The following is a 17,601-nucleotide window of genomic DNA, read 5'->3' as shown; positions in this document are numbered from 1 at the left end:
GCGAAGGGCCGGCCCGGACGCCGTGATCGGGACGATCAGACCAGGTCGAAGCGGTCCAGGTCGGAGACCTTGGCCCACGCCGCGACGAAGTCCTTCACGAACTTCTCCTTGGCGTCGTCGCTCGCGTAGACCTCGGCGAGGGCGCGCAGCTCGGAGTTCGAGCCGAAGACGAGGTCGGCACGGGTGCCGGTCCACTTGACCTCGCCGGTGGCCGCGTCACGGCCCTCGAAGAGGGTCTGGTCCGCGGAGGTGGACTTCCAGGCCGTACCCAGGTCGAGCAGGTTGACGAAGAAGTCGTTGGTGAGCTTGCCCGGGGTGTCGGTGAAGACGCCGTGCGAGGACTGGGCGTGGTTGGCGCCCAGGACACGCAGACCACCGACGAGGGCCGTCAGCTCGGGGGCGCTCAGGGAGAGCAGGTTCGCCTTGTCGAGCAGCAGGAACTCGGCGGGGAGGCGGTTGCCCTTGCCCTGGTAGTTGCGGAACCCGTCGGCCGTCGGCTCCAGCGCGGCGAAGGACTCCACGTCCGTGTGCTCGTCGGTCGCGTCCACGCGGCCCGGGGTGAACGGCACCTCGACGTCGTGACCGGCGTCCTTGGCGGCCTTCTCGACCGCGGCGGCACCGCCGAGGACGATCAGGTCGGCCAGGGAGACCTTCTTGGCGCCGGAGTTGAACTCCGCCTGGACGCCTTCCAGGACGCTCAGGACCTGACGCAGCTCGTCCGGGTTGTTGACCTCCCAGCCGCGCTGGGGCTCCAGGCGGAGACGGGCGCCGTTGGCGCCGCCGCGCTTGTCGCTGGCACGGAAGGTGGAGGCCGAGGCCCACGCCGTGGACACCAGCTGCGAGACGGTCAGACCCGAGGCGAGGAGCTTGGCCTTGAGCGCCGCGATGTCGGCGGCGTCGATGACCGCGCCCTCGGCCTCCGGCAGCGGGTCCTGCCAGATCAGGGTCTCCGCCGGGACCTCGGCACCGAGGTACTGGGACTTCGGGCCCATGTCACGGTGGGTCAGCTTGAACCAGGCGCGGGCGAAGGCGTCCGCGAACTGCTCGGGGTGCTCGTAGAAGCGACGCGAGATCTCCGCGTAGACCGGGTCGAAGCGGAGCGACAGGTCGGTGGTGAGCATCGTCGGGAGGTGCTTCTTCGACGCGTCGTGCGCGTCGGGAATGATCGCCTCGGCGTCCTTGGCCACCCACTGCTTGGCGCCGGCCGGGGACTCCGACAGCTCGTACTCGAACTCGAACAGGTTCTTGAAGAACCCGTTGCTCCACTGCGTCGGCGTGGCGGTCCAGGTGACCTCCAGGCCGGAGGTGATGGTGTCGCCGCCCTTGCCGGTGCCGTAGGTGCTCTTCCAGCCGAGGCCCTGCTCCTCCAGCGAGGCGGCCTCGGGGTCGTTGCCCACGTTGTCCGCGGGGCCGGCGCCGTGGGTCTTGCCGAAGGTGTGACCACCGGCGATGAGGGCGACGGTCTCCTCGTCGTTCATCGCCATGCGGCGGAACGTCTCACGGATGTCGCGGGCCGCGGCGAGCGGGTCCGGGTTGCCGTTCGGGCCCTCCGGGTTGACGTAGATCAGACCCATCTGGACGGCGCCGAGCGGGCTCTCCAGCTCGCGGTCACCGGTGTAGCGCTGGTCGTCGAGCCAGGTGGTCTCGGGGCCCCAGTAGACGTCCTCCTCGGCCTCCCAGACGTCGGCACGGCCGCCGCCGAAGCCGAAGGTCTCGAAGCCCATCTGCTCCAGGGCGACGTTACCCGTGAGGATCATGAGGTCGGCCCAGGAGATGGACTGGCCGTACTTCTTCTTCACCGGCCACAGCAGACGGCGGGCCTTGTCGAGGTTGGCGTTGTCCGGCCAGCTGTTCAGCGGCGCGAAGCGCTGCTGACCGGCACCGGCGCCACCGCGGCCGTCGCTGATGCGGTACGTACCGGCGCTGTGCCAGGCCATACGGATCATCAGCGGGCCGTAGTTGCCGAAGTCGGCCGGCCACCAGTCCTGCGAGGTGGTCAGTACCTCGGCGATGTCCTGTTTCACAGCCGCGAGGTCGAGGTTCTTGAACGCCTCGGCGTAGTCGAACTCCTCACCGAGGGGGTTCGCCACGGCGGGGTTCTTGGCGAGGATCTTCAGGTTGAGCCGCTCCGGCCACCACTGACGGTTTCCGCCGCCCTGGGTCGGGTGCGCGGCGCGCCCGTGAGCGACCGGGCAGCCTCCCGTCTCCTCGGGCTTCGCGTCCGTGACGATCGCGTCGTGGTTCTCAGTCATGGGAGTCCTTCCGGAACTGGTGGATCACGGTGCTGAACTGCTGGCTTTGGAGCATGGGGGACACAGGCCCCAGTAGATGACCTCGGCCTCGTCGATCGCGAAGCCGCGGCCGTCGGAGGCGGTCAGGCACGGGGCATGCCCGACCGCGCAGTCGACGTCGACCACGACACCGCACGAGCGGCACACGAGGTGGTGGTGGTTGTCCCCGACACGGCCCTCGTACAGGGCCGGGCTGCCGGGTGGTTCGAGGCGGCGTACGAGTCCCGCACTGGTGAGCGCGTTCAGAGCCTCGTACACGGCCTGGAGCGATATGTGGCCCACACGATCGCGTACTCCTGAGGCGATCGCTTCGACGCCGAGGTGGTCGCCGTACCGGACGGTTTCCAGCAGCGCGACGCGCGCGGCCGTCACCCGCAGGCCGGCACCGCGCAACTCCTCGGCGGTGTTCGGAGGCTGGGATGCGGTCATGGAGACCAACCTACCCTCATAAACACGAACAGTTCAAGAAAACGAACCACCCAAGTTTGAGGTGCCGCCCCGGCCACCGTCCGTGACCGCCCGGCGGGGCCCATGGCATGGCCCGCTGCGCCTCCCACCTGGGACGACTCCGGGTGTGCCGCGACCCCGGTCAGCCCAGGGTGAGCAGGACGACAGCGATCGCCGCGCTGACGAGTCCGACCGTCTGCCGGGTGGTCACCCGTTCATGCAGCAGGGTCAGGCCGAGGATCGTGGGGACGGCCGGGTACAGGGAGGCCAGGACGACCACGACGGACAGCATCTGCCGCTGGGCCGCCCAGAGGTAGAGGATCAGCGCGATCGCGGCACCCGCCCCGATCGCGGCCGCCTTCCCCCACACCTCCGGCGGCTGACGGAACCGCCCGGCATGCCGCCACAGCCCGGGCAGCAGGAGTACGACCGCCGCCGCCCGTCCCGCGACCACCGGCCACACCCCGCTCTCCGCACCGGCCTGTGCCAGCCCGAGATACTGCACCGCCACACCGAGGCTGGCGATCAGCCCGTCCGAGGCCGCCCCCGTCCGAAGTTCGGCGGGCCCCGTCCGGTTCCCTGCCCCGGCGGACCCGGCTCCGTCCACGGTCGGCCTTGCCCCGCCCCCGCCCGACACCAGCCACAGCGCCGGCGCCGTGACGCAGATGCCCAGCCATGCCGCACCGGCGGGCCGGTCGCCGAGCAGGAGGACCCCGCACAGCACGGACAGCGCGACCCCGGTGACGGCGCTCACCGGCACCACCACGGTCATGCTGCCCCGGCTCAGCCCCCGGTTCAGGTACGTCATCGCCACCCCGCTCCCGACACCGGACAGCGCGCCCCACAGCACGTCCGGGAGCCGCACGTCCGGCGCCGGCACCAGGAGCGCCACCACGAGTGCCAGCAGCAGGCCGCCCACCTGACCGAGCAGGGTGACCACGGCGAAGTGCACCCGGCGGGACAGCAGGCCGCCGGCGAAGTCGACGATGCCGTACAGGGCGGCGGACGCGAGGGCGAGAAGGACGGCCATTCATCCGTGGGTGCCCCGCAGAGGCGAATCCATGATGGAACCGGGAGGGGCGGGTACCCGCCGACGAGTCCCGAGCCTGCTCCCGGCAAAGCCTCCGGACAGGCCCCCGCGAAGGAGGTGGCCTCGGATGAGCCCGGCCGAGGGTGCGGGCCCGGCCGAGGTGCGGGCGCGGCCGAGGGTGCGGGCGCGGCCGAGGGTGCGGGCCTGGCCGAGGGTGCGGGCGCGGCCGAGGGTGCGGGCCCCGCCAAGGATGCGGGCCCCGCCAAGGATGCGGGCCCCGCCGAGGGTGCGGGCGCGGCCGAGGATGCGGGCCCCGCCAAGCACGTGAGCGTCACCAAGCACGCGGGCCCCGCCAAGCACGCGAGCCCCGCCAAGCACACGCGCCCGGCCGAAGGCGCGAGCGGTACGAAGCGCACGAGCCCCGCGAAGGGGACCGCCCGGGACCCGAAGGCCTACGACGCCGAGCCGTATCTCCCGAGTCGCGGCAGCCTCCCCGCCCACCGCCGGGCCGCGGTCGACTGCCGGGGCTGCCCCCTCCACGCGGACGCCACCCAGACGGTCTTCGGCAAGGGAGACGACTCGGCTCGGCTGCTCCTCGTCGGTGAACAGCCGGGCGACCAGGAGGACAGGCAGGGCGAACCCTTCGCCGGACCCGCCGGACGGCTGTTGCGGCGGGCCCTGGAGGACGCCGGGAGCGACATGGACACGGCCTGTGTGACCAACGCGGTCAAGCACTTCAAGTTCACGCGGCTCCCGGCCGGCGGCAAACGCCGTATCCACAAGGCGCCCGACCTGCACGAGGTCGCCGCCTGCCGCCCCTGGCTGCTCGCCGAGCTGCGCCTGGTCCGGCCCGACATCGTGGTGGCCCTCGGCGCGACCGCCGGCAAGGCCCTGCTCGGCAACTCCTTCCGGGTCACCAAGGACCGCGGCGCGCTGCTGCCCATGCCGGAAGACCGGTCGCCGTACGTCGTCGCCACCCTGCATCCCTCCGCCGTACTCCGCGCCGACGACCGCGAGGGCGCGTACGCGGGACTGTGTCGGACCTGAAGGTGGCCGCAGAAGCTTTGGCCAAGAGTGAGCCGTGATCCCTACGCCGTAACACCTGTGCCGCGGTCCCACCGCGACCCCTACGGCTTGCGCCCCACCCCGCCGAAACAGTCCACTTCCCACGGCTCGTCGGAGCCGTCCTTCTCGGCCCGCCACCGGGCCACGGACACGAGCCCGGGCTCCAGCGGCTCCAGCCCGTCGAAGAAGCGCGCGAGCTGCTCGGGGGAACGGTTGACGCGCGGGTTGTCGCTCGCCTCGTTCCAGTGCTCGACCATGACCCGCATCGCCTCCGGCCGGTACACCTCCGTGCTGTCGCAGAACACGAGGTGGCTGCCGGAGGGCAGGGCGTCGAGGAGCCGGGTGACGACGTCGTACGCGCTCTCGTCGGGCACATGGGCGGTGATGCCGAGCAGCATGAGGGCGACCGGGCGGGTGAGGTCCAGGGTGTCGGCGGCGCGTTCGAGGATGGTGTCCGGGTCGCGCAGGTCGGCGTCGATGAAGGCGGTGGCGCCCTCGGGGGAGCTGGTGAGCAGGGCGTTGGCGTGGGCGAGGACGGTCGGGTCGTGGTCGACGTAGACGACCCGCGCGTCCCGGGCCGTGCGCTGGGCGACCTCGTGGGTGTTGTCCACGGTGGGCAGCCCGGTGCCGATGTCGAGGAACTGGCGTAAGCCGGCCACCTCGGTCAGATGGGTGACCGTTCTGCGCAGGAACGCCCGCTGGGCACGGGCGATGTCGACGATCTGGGGGTTCACCCCGCGGATCTCGTCACCGACCTGCCGGTCGATCTCGTAGCAGTCCTTGCCGCCGAGCCAGTAGTTCCAGATCCGGGCCGAGTGCGGAATGTTGCTGTTGATCACCGGACGGTCAAGTGGCATGGAGACTCCCCGTGTTGACGCTTGCAGCCGCCACCCAACCTAGCAAGATCGCCATGTACGTGATCAGCGGACAGTCACCGGAACAACCGCCCACCGTCGAGATCCGGCCGACCGCGGCCTACGGCCTCCCGGGCCGCTACGCCACGTCCGGGAAGCCCAGGTCCGTCCACGTCCTAGGCGCCGCTCCCGGTCACCAGCACCACCTCCAGGGTGCGCGGACCGTGCACCCCCTCCACCCGGTCCAGCTCGATGTCACTGGTGGCGGACGGGCCGGAGATCCAGGTCAGCGGGCGGGTGGGGTCGAGTCGTTCGAGGGCCTGCGGCACCGACGACACGACCTGTTCCGGTACGCGTACGACGCAGATGTGGTGGTCTGGCACGAGGGTGATCCGGCGGCGGCCCTGGTCGGGGGAGCCGTCGAGGACGATCGTGCCGGTCTCGGCGATGGCGAGGGCGCAGGCGGTGACGACGCTGTCGACCTTGTCCAGATCGTGCGCGGTGCTCGTGACGCGGTCGTGCACGCGTGTCGCGTCGGCCGCCTTGAGCCAGTACGGCGGCAGCCCGGGCGGGACCAGCACGGTCTGCGAGCCCCGCTCGGCCAGGAGCCGCATGAGCAGCTCCGGCAACTCCTCGTCCGCGCAACGGTGCACGATCGCCCGGTAGTCCGCCAGGTTCTCCGCCAGCAACTCCACCGTCTCCGCGACGCTCAGCCCGCCGTGCTCACGGAGATATCCCCGCTGAACGGCCTGCTCGTACGGCGTGTCGTCCCGTGGTACGTCGGCCAGGGCGCGTCGCACCCGGCCCAGGATCAGATCCCTGCTGCTCACTTGCCGGTGTCCTTTCCGCCGTTGGTCCGCTGCCACCAGTCCCGGAACGGCTCGGCGGGCAGCGCGGGAAGATCGCGGCTGGCGCTCCACGCCTTGCCGGGGCCCGGCAGCGTACGGGGATGGAAGCGGCGGGTGCGGGACGCGAGCCGCTGCCCGGTGCGCAGCGCGCCGGGGTGGCTGAACGCCCAGCGGGCCGCGCGCATCGCCGCCCGCTCGGCGGCGTGCCCCTTCGCGGGCTTGAGGACGACCTTGGCGCCCTTCTCCGTCACCGGGCCGCCCTGCGCGATCCGCTCCCGTAGATGCACCAGCACCTCCGGGATGTCGATGGCGACCGGGCACACCTCGTAGCAGGCGCCGCACAGCGACGAGGCGTACGGCAGGGAGGAGTCGATCTCGCTGCCCGTGCCGCGGAGCTGGGGGCTGAGGATGGCGCCGATCGGGCCCGGGTAGACCGAGCCGTACGCGTGGCCGCCCGCCCGCTCGTACACGGGGCAGACGTTGAGACACGCCGAGCAGCGGATGCAGCGCAGGGCCTGGCGGCCGACCTCGTCGGCGAGCGTGTCGGTGCGGCCGTTGTCGATGAGGACCAGGTGGAAGGTCCCCGGCCCGTCCTCGTCGGTCGTTCCCGTCCAGGTGGAGGTGTACGGGTTCATCCGCTCGGCCGTGGAGGAGCGGGGCAGGGTCTGCAGGAACACCTCCAGGTCCTGCCAGGTCGGGACGATCTTCTCGATGCCGACCACGGAGATCAGGGTCTCGGGGAGGGTGAGGCACATCCGGCCGTTCCCCTCGGACTCCACGACCACCAGCGTGCCGGTCTCGGCGACCATGAAGTTGGCGCCGGAGACACCGACCTTGGCACGCAGGAACTTCTCCCGCAGATGCAGCCGCGCGGCCTCCGCCAGCTCGGCGGGCGTGTCGGTGAGGCCCTCGGGGGCCGGGCGTCCCCACTCGCTCATCTCGCGCGCGAAGATGTCCCGGATCTCGCCCCGGTTGCGGTGGATCGCCGGGACGAGGATGTGCGAGGGCCGGTCCTTGCCCAACTGCACGATGAGTTCGGCGAGATCGGTCTCGTAGGCGGCGATGCCCTCGGCCTCCAGCGCCTCGTTCAGCCCGATCTCCTGCGTGGCCATCGACTTGATCTTGACGACCTCGCTCTCCCCGGTCGCCTTGACGAGATACGTGACGATCCGGTTGGCCTCGTCCGCGTCGGCGGCCCAGTGGACCGTGCCGCCGGCCGCCGCGACCGCCTCCTCCAACTGCACGAGATACCGGTCGAGATGACGGAGCGTGTGGTCCTTGATCTGCTTGCCGGCGTCGCGCAGCGCGGCCCAGTCGGACACCTCCGCGACCGCGTTCGCGCGTTTGGCGCGGATGGTGTGGGTGGCGTGGCGCAGATTGCCGCGCAGGGTCGTGTTGTGCACGGCTTCGTGCGCGGCCTTCGGGAAGGCCGGCATACCGACGAACGTCCCGCTCATACGAGGGGCTCCTCTTCCGTGCTCGCCAGGATCTCCGCGATGTGGACCGGCCGTACGGCCGTACGCAGCCGGGTCATCGTGCCGCCGATGTGCATGAGGCACGAGTTGTCGGCCGCGCACAGCACCTCGGCGCCCGTCGACTCGGCGTTGCGCACCTTGTCCGCGCCCATGGCCGCCGAGACATCGGAGTTCTTCATGGCGAACGTACCGCCGAAGCCACAGCACTCGTCGGCGCCGGGCAGCTCCGCCAGCTCCAGCCCCTTCACGGCCTGCAGCAGCCGCCGCGGCCGCTCGCCGAGGCCGAGGCTCCGCAGCCCGTGGCAGGTCGGGTGGTACGTCACCCTGTGCGGGTAGTACGCGCCGACGTCGGTCACGCCCAGCACGTCCACCAGGAACTCGGTCAGCTCGTACGTCTTCGGCACGACCGGCGCCAGCGTTCGCGCGAGGGCGTCCCCGCGCCCCTCCGCCCGAGCCCGCTCGCCCATCCGCGGATACAGCTCCCGCACCATCGCCCCGCACGAGCCGGACGGCGTCACGATCGCCTCGTAGTCCCGGAATACATCGGAGAACTGCCGGGCCAGTGGCTCGGCCTCACGCCGGTATCCGGTGTTGTAGTGCGCCTGCCCGCAGCAGGTCTGGCCCATCGGGAAGTCGACGTCGACGCCCAGCCTGGTCAGCAGTTTCACCACGGCGCGGCCGGTGTCCGGATAGAGCGTGTCGTTGACACAGGTCAGGAACAGGGCGACACGCATCGCGGCTCCTTGGGGATCGGTCATCGGATGAGTGCAGAGTACGACGCGTGTGCCGCGGAGGGCGAGAGGCCCCGCGCGTCGATCGGCGGACACAGGCGAACCCGCTTGCCGGTCGGCCGCGGCGCCGGCCCCGCTCACCGCTCGGTGAGCCGGGCTTCCGCCGCGCGCCAGGCCGCCGGGTCGCTCTGCGGTTCGTACCGCACCAGCGGCTGGGTGCGGGCGAGGAGCTGCCGCATCGAGGCCCGGTCGCCCACCAGGCCGTGGGTGCGAGCCTGGACGAGGACGTTGCCCAGGGCCGCCGCCTCCGCCGGTCCCGCCACCACCGGCAGCCCGCAGGCGTCGGCGGTGAGCTGGCAGAGCAGGGCGTTACGGGTGCCGCCGCCGACGATGTGGACGACGTCCACGGGGTGGTCGGCGAGGGCCTGGGCCTCGGTGACGGCCCGCCGGTGGGCGAGGGCCAGCGAGTCGAGTATGCAGCGGGTGATCTCGGCGGGGGAGGAGGGCACGGGCTGCCCCGACTCCCGGCACGCCTCCGCGATCCGCTCCGGCATCCGGCCGGGCGCGAGGAACGCCGAGTCCCCGGCGTCCACGACCGACCGCAGCGCGGGCACCCCCGCCGCGGCGCGCAGCAGCTCGCCGAGATCCGGGTCCCCCCACTCCCGTACGCACTCCTGGAGCAGCCACAGCCCCATGATGTTCCGGAGATAACGGACCGTGCCGTCGAGCCCCAGCTCATTGGTGAAGTTGGCCGCCCGGCTCTCCTCGGTCAGCACCGGCGCCTCCAGCTCCAGGCCGGCCAGCGACCAGGTGCCGGTGCAGATGTACGCGAACCGCTCACCGGTCGCCGGGACGGCCGCCACAGCCGAGGCCGTGTCGTGCGACCCGACCGTCGTCACCGGAACCGGTCCCGTCAGCCCGGTCTCCTCCAGCACCCGCGCCTGAAGCAGCCCCGCCGGGTCCCCTGGCAGCCGCAGCGGCGCGAACAGCTCCAGGTCGACCCCGAGCCGTTCGGCCACGTCGTACGACCAGTCGCGCGTCCGAGGATCGATCAGCTGCGTCGTCGAGGCGTTGGTCAACTCGGTCCCCAGCTCGCCGGTCAACCAGTACGTCAGCAGATCGGGGATGAGCAACAACCGCTTCGCGTAGGCAAGTTGGGCGGACGACCGGGCGGCGACCAGCTGGTACAGCGTGTTGAAGGGCGCGTACTGCAACCCGGTCGCCGCGTACAGCTCGGCGGCGGGCACGGTGGCCCACACCTTCTCCGCCACGCCCTCGGTACGGGTGTCCCGGTAGTGCACCGGATTGCCCAGCAGGGCCCCGTCACCGTCGAGCAGCCCGTAGTCGACGGCCCAGCTGTCGATGCCGACGGAGTCGACCTGCCCGGCCGCCTTCAGCCCGTCGAGCACCCCCGCGTACAGCGCGAGCACATCCCAGCGCAGCCCCTCGGGCGTCCGCACCGGCCGGTTCGGGAACCGGTGGGCCTCGACCAGCTCCAGCGAGTCCCGCCCCGCGCGGCCGACCATGACACGCCCACTGGACGCACCGAGGTCGACCGCCGCGTACGACTTCACGGACCCGCTCGTCGCCTGCGTGCTCATCGGAGGAAGGCGGCGGCCACGCCGGCGTCGACCGGGACGTGCAGACCGGTGGTGTGCGTCAGCTCCCCGCCCGCCAGCGCGAACACCGCGTTCGCCACGTGCTCCGGCAGCACCTCGCGCTTGAGGATGGTCCGCTGCGCGTAGAACTCGCCAAGCTTCTCCTCCTCGATCCCGTAGGTCGCCGCGCGCTGGGCACCCCAGCCGGCCGCGAAGATCCCCGAACCACGCACCACACCATCGGGGTTGACCCCGTTGACACGGATACCGTGCTCACCCAGCTCGGCGGCCAGCAGTCGCACCTGGTGCGCCTGGTCGGCCTTGGTGGCGGAGTAGGCGATGTTGTTGGGCCCGGCGAAGACGGCGTTCTTCGAGGCGATGTAGACGATGTCGCCGCCCAGCCCCTGCGCGATCATCACCCGGGCCGCCTCACGCGACACGAGGAACGAACCACGCGCCATGATGTCGTGCTGCAGGTCCCAGTCCTTGGCCGATGTCTCCAGCAGAGGCTTGGAGATCGAGATGCCCGCGTTGTTCACGACGAGGTCGACACCGCCGAAGGCCAGCGCGGCGGCCTTGAAGGCCTCACCGATCTGCTCCTCGTCCGTCACGTCGACGGTCACGGCGACGGCCTTGTCGGCCCCGCCCAGCTCCTCGGCGACGGCAGCGGCGTTCTCGGCGTTCAGATCGGCGACGACGACGCACGCACCCTCGGCGACCAGCCGATGGGCGATCGCCTTCCCGATCCCGCTCCCCGCACCGGTGACCAGCGCCACCCGCGTCGCGAGCGGCTTCGGCCTGGGCATCCGCTGAAGCTTGGCCTCCTCCAGCGCCCAGTACTCGATGCGGAACTTCTCCGACTCCTCGATCGGCGCGTACGTCGACACGGCCTCGGCGCCCCGCATCACATTGATCGCGTTGACGTAGAACTCGCCGGCCACGCGCGCGGTCTGCTTGTCCTTGCCGAAGCTGAACATGCCCACGCCCGGGATCAGCACGATCGCCGGGTCGGCGCCGCGCATCGCGGGGGAGTCGGGCTCCGCGTGCCGCTGGTAGTAGGCGGCGTACTCCTCCCGGTACTCGGCGTGAAGTTCCTTCAGCCGCGCGACGGCCGTGTCGAGATCGGCGGTCGGCGGAAGATCCAGCACAAGCGGCCGGACCTTCGTACGAAGGAAGTGGTCGGGGCACGAGGTACCCAGGGCGGCGAGCCGCGGGTGCTCCGCACTCGCCAGGAAGTCGAGGACGACCTCGGAGTCGGTGAAGTGCCCGACCTGGGCCTTGTCCTGCGAGGCGAGCGCCCGGATGTGCGGCGCCAGGGCGGCGGCCCGCTCCCGGCGCTCCGAGACGGCCGGTGCCGCGTACCCCTCGATGACGGGTCCGAACGGCTCCGCCTTCCCCCGCTCGGCGAGGAACTGCTCAGCCGTACGAATGATGTGCAGCGAGTTCTTCTCGCACTCCTCGGCGGTGTCACCCCAGGCGGTGATCCCGTGCCCGCCCAGCACACACCCGATGGCCTGCGGGTTCTCCCGCTTCACGGCGGCGATGTCCAGCCCGAGCTGAAAACCGGGCCGCCGCCACGGCACCCACACCACACTGTCCCCGAAACACTCGGCGGTCAGCTTCTCCCCGTCGGCGGCACAGGCGAGCGCGATCCCGGAGTCGGGGTGCAGATGATCGACATGGGCGGCGTCCACCAGCCCGTGCATGGCGGTGTCGATGGACGGCGCCGCCCCACCCTTACCGTGCAGGCAGTAGTCGAACGCGGCCACCATCTCGTCCTCGCGCTCCACCCCCGGGTACACGTCGACGAGCGCCCGCATCCGGTCCAGCCGCAGCACGGCCAGCCCCGCCTCGGTGAGCGTCCCGAGGTCACCGCCGGACCCCTTCACCCACATCAGCTCCACATCACCCCCGGTGACGGGATCGGTGTCGGTCCCCTTGGCGGACGTGTTGCCGCCTGCGTAGTTGGTGTTACGCGGATCGGCACCGAGCCGACGGGACCGGGCGAGAAGGGCAGCGGCTTCGAGACGGGTTGCCATGCGAGATCAATCCTTACGGTGACGTGTGTACAAAGGGGGAGTGGAGCGCCCCTCCAGGGGCGCGGGGCTGTGTTCGATTTGCGGCTACCGCCGCGTGGGCGCGACCAGCCGAGAACCGGCCCGCAGTCCGCGACCGACGGAACTCGGCAGACGAGACGCGGCAATCGGCTTCAGCCCAGCGCAGCGGTCACGCCCCCCAACCCGCCTGCTCTCCACCCACCCGCTCCTCAACGATCTTCGACGCCCACCCGGACCGGCGGTACGCCCCCATGGGGTCGGCGTCCAACCCCATCTCCTCGCGCATCTCACGAAGCAACGGCCGCACATCCGTGTTGTACGCGTCCATCACCACGGCGTTGGCCTCCAGCACATCCCCGGCCCGCTGAGCGGAGCGCAACGACTCCCGGTCCACCAGCAGCGCCTTCGCCGTGGCCTCCTGCACGTTCATCACCGACCGGATGATCGCCGGAATCTTCGCCTCGATGTTGTGGCACTGGTCGAGCATGAACGCGACCTCGGGAGTGAACCCGCCGCCCCGCACGACCTCGTACATGATCCGGAAGAGCTGGAACGGGTCGGCGGCGCCCACCATCAGGTCGTCGTCCGCGTAGAACCGGGAGTTGAAGTCGAACGCCCCGAGCTTCCCCTCCCGCAGCAGCGTCGCCACGATGAACTCGATGTTGGTCCCCGGCGCGTGGTGCCCGGTGTCGACCACGACCTGCGCCTTCGGCCCGAGCTTCAGGCAGTGGGCGTAGGCGGTGCCCCAGTCCGGCACATCGGTCGAGTAGAACGCCGGCTCGAAGAACTTGTACTCCAGCAGCATCCGCTGGTCGTCCCCGAGCCGCGCGTAGACCTCGGCGAGCGCCTCGGCCAGCCGGTCCTGCCGCTCACGGATGTCGTCCTGGCCGGGATAGTTCGTACCGTCCGCGAACCACAGCTTCAGGTCCCGGGACCCGGTCGCGTCCATGATGTCGACGCACTCCAGCAGGTGGCCGACGGCCTTGCGCCGCACGGACGCGTCCGGGTGGCAGACGCTGCCCAGCTTGTAGTCGTCGTCCTGGAAGGTGTTGGAGTTGATGGTGCCCAGCTTCACGCCACGCTGTTCCGCGTGCTTCGCGAGCGCCGCGTAGTCGTCCACCTTGTCCCAGGGGATGTGCAGGGCGACGGTCGGGGCCACGCCGGTGAACTCGTGGACTTTGCCGGCGTCGTCCAGCTTCTCCCAGGGATTGCGCGGAACACCCTCTTGGGCGAACACCTTGAAGCGGGTTCCGGAGTTTCCGTACGCCCACGACGGCGTCTCGACGGCCTGTGTCTTGAGGGCGGCCTTCACCGCGGCGAGCTCGGTCACGTCAGGGCTCCTACCGGCTTCGATGTCTGAAACGATTCAGAACGGGAAACTATGAGCGGCTCGCCGGACTGTCAACCCCCCAGGTCGACACTGCTGCTCGTGACCCTGTTGTGACCTCTTCTATCGAAAGAATTTCGACCGAAACCCATTGACGTGACCTGCGTGTGGTGCCTAACGTCCCGGCAACCTAGTTGAAACCTTTCACGACGGAGTGAGGCAGCTTCTCCGCTAGCCACCGGCCGTCGTCGAGGAGCCCCCATGACCCACCGGTCCGACACGGGTCCGGCCCCCGTTCTCGCCTTGAAGGGCATCTCCAAGTCCTTCGGCGCCGTACGCGCCCTGCGGGACGTGTCCCTCGAACTGTTCCCGGGCGAGGTGCACGCACTCGCCGGGGAGAACGGCGCCGGCAAGTCGACCCTGATCAAGAGCCTCACCGGGGTGCACCGACCGGACTCCGGTCAGGTGCTCCTCGACGGCGAGCCCACGGTCTTCCACGGCCCGGCCGACGCCCGGGACGCGGGCATCGCCGTGATCTACCAGGAGCCCACGCTCTTCCCCGACCTGTCGATCGCCGAGAACATCTTCATGGGCCGCCAGCCCAGGCGCGCCCTCGGCCGTATCGACCACAAGGCCACCCACACGGCGACGCTCGCCCTGATGCAGCGGCTCGGTGTCGAACTCGACCCCGACCGCCCGGCACGCGGCCTGTCCATCGCGGACCAGCAGATCGTCGAGATCGCCAAGGCGTTGTCCTTCGACGCCCGCGTCCTGATCATGGACGAGCCGACGGCGGCCCTCACCGGCAGCGAGGTTGCCCGGCTCTTCGGAGTCGTCCGCACCCTGCGCGAGCAGGGCTCCGCGGTCCTCTTCATCTCCCACCGGCTGGAGGAGATCTTCCAGATCTGCCAGCGGGTCACCACCCTGCGCGACGGCGCCTGGATCTCCAGCGAACCGATCGACGGCATGACCGAGGACGACCTGGTCCGCCGCATGGTCGGCCGCGACCTGGAGGAGCTGTACCCGAAGCAGGAGGTCGAGCCCGGTGAAGTCGCGCTGAGCGTACGCCGGTTGACCCGCGAGGGCGTCTTCACCGATGTCTCCTTCGACGTCCGCCGCGGCGAGATCGTCGGCCTGGCCGGCCTCGTCGGCGCCGGCCGCACGGAGGTGGCGCGGGCCGTCTTCGGCATCGACCGCTGGGACGCGGGCGAGGTCGACATCGACGGCAAGGCGCTCACCAACGGCGCCCCTTCCACCGCCATGTCCGCCGGGCTCGCCCTGGTCCCCGAGGACCGCCGTGCCCAGGGCCTGGTGATGGACATGTCCATCGAGCGGAACATCGGCCTCACCGGACTCCGTACGACCGTGAAGGCCGGCCTCGTCGACCGCGGCGCCGAACGCAGCCGCTCCCTCGACTGGGCCCTCAGGCTCCAGGTCAAGTACGCCCGGATCGCCGACACCGTCAACACCCTGTCCGGCGGCAACCAGCAGAAGGTCGTCCTCGCCAAGTGGCTCGCCACCGGGCCGAAGGTGCTGATCGTCGACGAGCCCACCCGAGGCATCGACGTCGGTACGAAGGCCGAGGTGCACCGCCTCCTCAGCCAGCTCGCCGCCGACGGGGTGGCCGTGCTGATGATCTCCTCCGATCTGCCCGAGATCCTCGGTATGGCCGACCGCGTGCTCGTGATGCACGAGGGCCGGCTCACCGCCGAGATCCCTCGCTCCGAAGCCACCGAGGAATCCGTGATGGCCGCAGCCACCGGGAGGGCCGCCGCATGACGGTGACCACCCCTCAGAACACCCCCGTCGCCGAGGTGCCCAAGTCCAGCGGCACCCGACTCGTGGACCGCGTCTTCAAGATGCGTGAACTCGCCATCCTGGTCGTCTTCCTGGTGATGATCGGCGTCACCCAGCTGGGCAACAGCGAGTTCCTCACCGAGCAGGGCATCAAGGACCTGCTGCTCAACGCGACCATCCTGGTGCTGGTCGCCGTCGGTCAGTCGCTGGTCGTCATCACCAGGAACGTCGACCTGTCGGTCGGCTCCACCCTCGGCATCAGCGCCTTCGCCGCCGGCACGTATCTCCAGGGCGGCGGGAACGCTGTCGTGGCCGTGCTCCTGGCGGTCCTGATGGGCATCGGCTTCGGCCTGCTGAACGGCCTGCTCGTCAGCCTCGGCCAGGTACCCGCCCTCGTCGTCACCCTCGGCACGCTCTACATCATCCGGGGCATCGACTCGATCTGGGTCGGCTCCCGCCAGATCACCGCGTCCAACCTCCCCGACGGATTCATCGACTTCGGCTCCGGCGGCATCTCCGCGGTGCCGTATCTGGCGCTGATCGCGGTGGCGGTGCTGGTGGCGACGGCGTACTACATGAAGCACTTCGGCAGCGGCCGCGAGCTCTACGCCCTCGGCTCCAACCCGGAGGCCGCCCGCCTCGCCGGTATCCCGGTCCGCAAGCGGATCCTGGTCGCGTACACCTTCTGCGGCGCCCTCGCCGGCCTCGCCGGAGCGCTGTACCTGGCGCGGTTCGGCAACGTGGACTCCAGCACCGGCAACGGGTACGAACTCACCGTCGTCAGCGCGGTCGTGGTCGGTGGCGTCGTCTTCACCGGCGGCTCCGGCAGTGTCTACGGCGCGGCGCTCGGCGCCCTGCTACTGACCTCCATCAACAGCGTGCTGCCCGCCCTCGGCGTCAGCTCGGTGTGGGTGCTGGCCATCAACGGCATCCTGCTCATCCTCGCCATCGCCGTGGACCGTGTGGTCGCGCTGCGGGTGGCGGCCGCCCTGAAGAAGAGGAACGCCCGCCATGGCTGACTCCACCCTGTCGCGCGCGGTTCGCTGGGACACGGTCGTCGGCGCTCTGCTCATCGTCGTGCTCCTGCTGTCCTTCACGACGGTGGACGGCTTCGGGAACGCGCTCAACCTGTCCTTCCTCATCGGCAACACCCTGCCGATCGCGCTGGTCGCCCTCCCGATGACCCTCCTCGTGGTCTCCGGCGAGATCGATCTGTCGGTCGCCTCCACCGCCGGTCTGTCCGGCGCGGTGATGGGCGCCCTGTGGAACCAGGGCATGACCATCGAGGCGATCATCCCGATCTGCCTGCTCCTCGGCGTGGTCTGCGGACTGATCAACGGCCTGCTGGTCACCCGGCTCGGCCTGTCCTCCCTCGCCGTCACCATCGGTACGCTCGCCGCCTACCGGGGCATCGCACAGATCGTGCTCGGCTCCGACGCGGTGACCGACTTCCCGACGCAGTACCTGGACTTCGCGGCCGGCCGAATCGGCGACAGCTTCGTCCCGCAGGCCTTCATCCCCTTCCTGGTGCTGCTCGTGATCGCTGTGATCGCCCTGCACGCCACCCCGTTCGGGCGTTCCCTGTTCGCGATCGGCGCCAGTGAGGAGGCCGCGCGCTTCACCGGCATCCGCGTCAGGCGCCAGAAGCTGATCCTCTTCACGGTGACCGGCCTCATGGCCTCCCTCACCGGCATCTTCTGGGCGCTGCACTACGCCAGCGCCCGCTACGACAACGCGACCGGGCTCGAACTCTCCGTCATCGCCGCCGTCCTGCTCGGCGGCATCGACTTCGACGGAGGCAAGGGCACACTCGGCGGCGCGATCGCCGGTGTGTTCCTGCTCGGCACCCTGCAGAACGTGATGAGCCTGCAGGACGTCTCGGCGCAGTCGCAGATCGTCGTCACCGGAGTCCTGCTCGTGCTGTCCGTGCTCGGGCCCCGGGTCGCACGGCAGGTCGCTCTCGCTCGGGCCGGGCGAAGATCCGCGGGTGGCTCCACCGGAAAGGCCGTTGCGAAGACGGTCACTTGACAGCTGCCGGTCGTCTGCGGCCGGTCGCGCCCACGCGGCAAGAGCCGCAGATC

At 70.5% G+C, this 17,601-nt stretch carries 13 protein-coding genes and 1 pseudogene; 4 read left to right on the top strand and 10 right to left on the bottom strand.

The annotated features are described in order from the left end of the window. Positions 1–35 precede the first annotated feature (35 nt). The 3 genes from katG to ACFU53_RS28570 all read right to left on the bottom strand — a co-directional run bounded on the left by katG (position 36) and on the right by ACFU53_RS28570 (position 3,768). Positions 36–2,252: a catalase/peroxidase HPI gene (gene katG, locus ACFU53_RS28580; RefSeq protein ID WP_383998353.1), complete on the bottom strand. Its 2,217-nt coding sequence runs from the start codon at positions 2,250–2,252 to the stop codon at positions 36–38. Between the two features lie 24 nt (positions 2,253–2,276). Beyond that, positions 2,277–2,720 carry a Fur family transcriptional regulator gene (locus ACFU53_RS28575; protein ID WP_383998350.1) on the bottom strand — a complete coding sequence of 148 codons (444 nt, stop codon included), beginning with the start codon at positions 2,718–2,720 and terminating at the stop codon, positions 2,277–2,279. Positions 2,721–2,880: 160 nt separating this feature from the next. Further along, positions 2,881–3,768 (bottom strand): EamA family transporter, encoded by an 888-nt coding sequence (locus ACFU53_RS28570; RefSeq protein WP_383998347.1) that lies wholly within the window; start codon positions 3,766–3,768, stop codon positions 2,881–2,883. Positions 3,769–4,092: 324 nt separating this feature from the next. Here ACFU53_RS28570 and ACFU53_RS28565 point away from each other — a divergent pair. Beyond that, positions 4,093–4,853, top strand: a pseudogene (locus ACFU53_RS28565) (UdgX family uracil-DNA binding protein). A 42-nt stretch (positions 4,854–4,895) separates the two neighbouring features. Here the strand turns inward: ACFU53_RS28565 and ACFU53_RS28560 are convergent. The 7 genes from ACFU53_RS28560 to rhaI all read right to left on the bottom strand — a co-directional run bounded on the left by ACFU53_RS28560 (position 4,896) and on the right by rhaI (position 13,726). Beyond that, complete coding sequence (locus tag ACFU53_RS28560) at positions 4,896–5,690, bottom strand: SAM-dependent methyltransferase (RefSeq protein ID WP_383998344.1); 795 nt, start codon at positions 5,688–5,690, stop codon at positions 4,896–4,898. A 173-nt stretch (positions 5,691–5,863) separates the two neighbouring features. Next, entirely contained in the window at positions 5,864–6,517 is a 654-nt protein-coding gene (locus ACFU53_RS28555; protein ID WP_383998341.1) for a lactate utilization protein C, read from the bottom strand. Continuing rightward, positions 6,514–7,992, bottom strand: a complete 1,479-nt coding sequence (locus ACFU53_RS28550; protein WP_383998340.1) for a LutB/LldF family L-lactate oxidation iron-sulfur protein — start codon at positions 7,990–7,992, stop codon at positions 6,514–6,516. Before ACFU53_RS28550 ends, ACFU53_RS28555 begins: the two co-directional genes overlap by 4 nt. Then, positions 7,989–8,744: a (Fe-S)-binding protein gene (locus ACFU53_RS28545; protein ID WP_383998361.1), complete on the bottom strand. Its 756-nt coding sequence runs from the start codon at positions 8,742–8,744 to the stop codon at positions 7,989–7,991. Before ACFU53_RS28545 ends, ACFU53_RS28550 begins: the two co-directional genes overlap by 4 nt. Before the next feature lie 134 nt (positions 8,745–8,878). Continuing rightward, a complete protein-coding gene (locus ACFU53_RS28540) occupies positions 8,879–10,315 on the bottom strand; it encodes a rhamnulokinase family protein (protein ID WP_383998358.1) in 1,437 nt (478 codons plus the stop codon). 23 nt (positions 10,316–10,338) lie between these two features. Then, positions 10,339–12,378, bottom strand: a complete 2,040-nt coding sequence (locus ACFU53_RS28535) for a bifunctional aldolase/short-chain dehydrogenase (protein WP_383998337.1) — start codon at positions 12,376–12,378, stop codon at positions 10,339–10,341. Positions 12,379–12,565: 187 nt separating this feature from the next. Continuing rightward, a complete protein-coding gene (gene rhaI / locus ACFU53_RS28530; RefSeq protein ID WP_383998334.1) occupies positions 12,566–13,726 on the bottom strand; it encodes an L-rhamnose isomerase in 1,161 nt (386 codons plus the stop codon). A gap of 258 nt (positions 13,727–13,984) precedes the next feature. Between rhaI and ACFU53_RS28525 the strand changes: the two genes are divergently transcribed. The 3 genes from ACFU53_RS28525 to ACFU53_RS28515 are packed head-to-tail and all read left to right on the top strand — an operon-like array spanning position 13,985 to position 17,548. Then, positions 13,985–15,502, top strand: a complete 1,518-nt coding sequence (locus ACFU53_RS28525; protein WP_383998332.1) for a sugar ABC transporter ATP-binding protein — start codon at positions 13,985–13,987, stop codon at positions 15,500–15,502. Continuing rightward, the gene (locus tag ACFU53_RS28520) at positions 15,499–16,539 is read left to right on the top strand and encodes an ABC transporter permease (RefSeq protein ID WP_383998329.1); all 1,041 of its coding nucleotides are present in this window, start codon (positions 15,499–15,501) and stop codon (positions 16,537–16,539) included. The genes ACFU53_RS28525 and ACFU53_RS28520 overlap by 4 nt, the downstream gene beginning before the upstream one ends. Beyond that, positions 16,532–17,548, top strand: coding sequence for an ABC transporter permease (locus ACFU53_RS28515; RefSeq protein ID WP_383998326.1), 1,017 nt, complete (start codon positions 16,532–16,534; stop codon positions 17,546–17,548). The genes ACFU53_RS28520 and ACFU53_RS28515 overlap by 8 nt, the downstream gene beginning before the upstream one ends. Positions 17,549–17,601: the final 53 nt, after the last annotated feature.

The sequence above is a fragment of the Streptomyces sp. NPDC057474 genome (genome assembly GCF_042802555.1).
In the GTDB taxonomy this organism is placed as follows: Bacteria; Actinomycetota; Actinomycetes; order Streptomycetales; family Streptomycetaceae; genus Streptomyces.
This window is presented reverse-complemented; position numbering and strand designations above follow the sequence as displayed.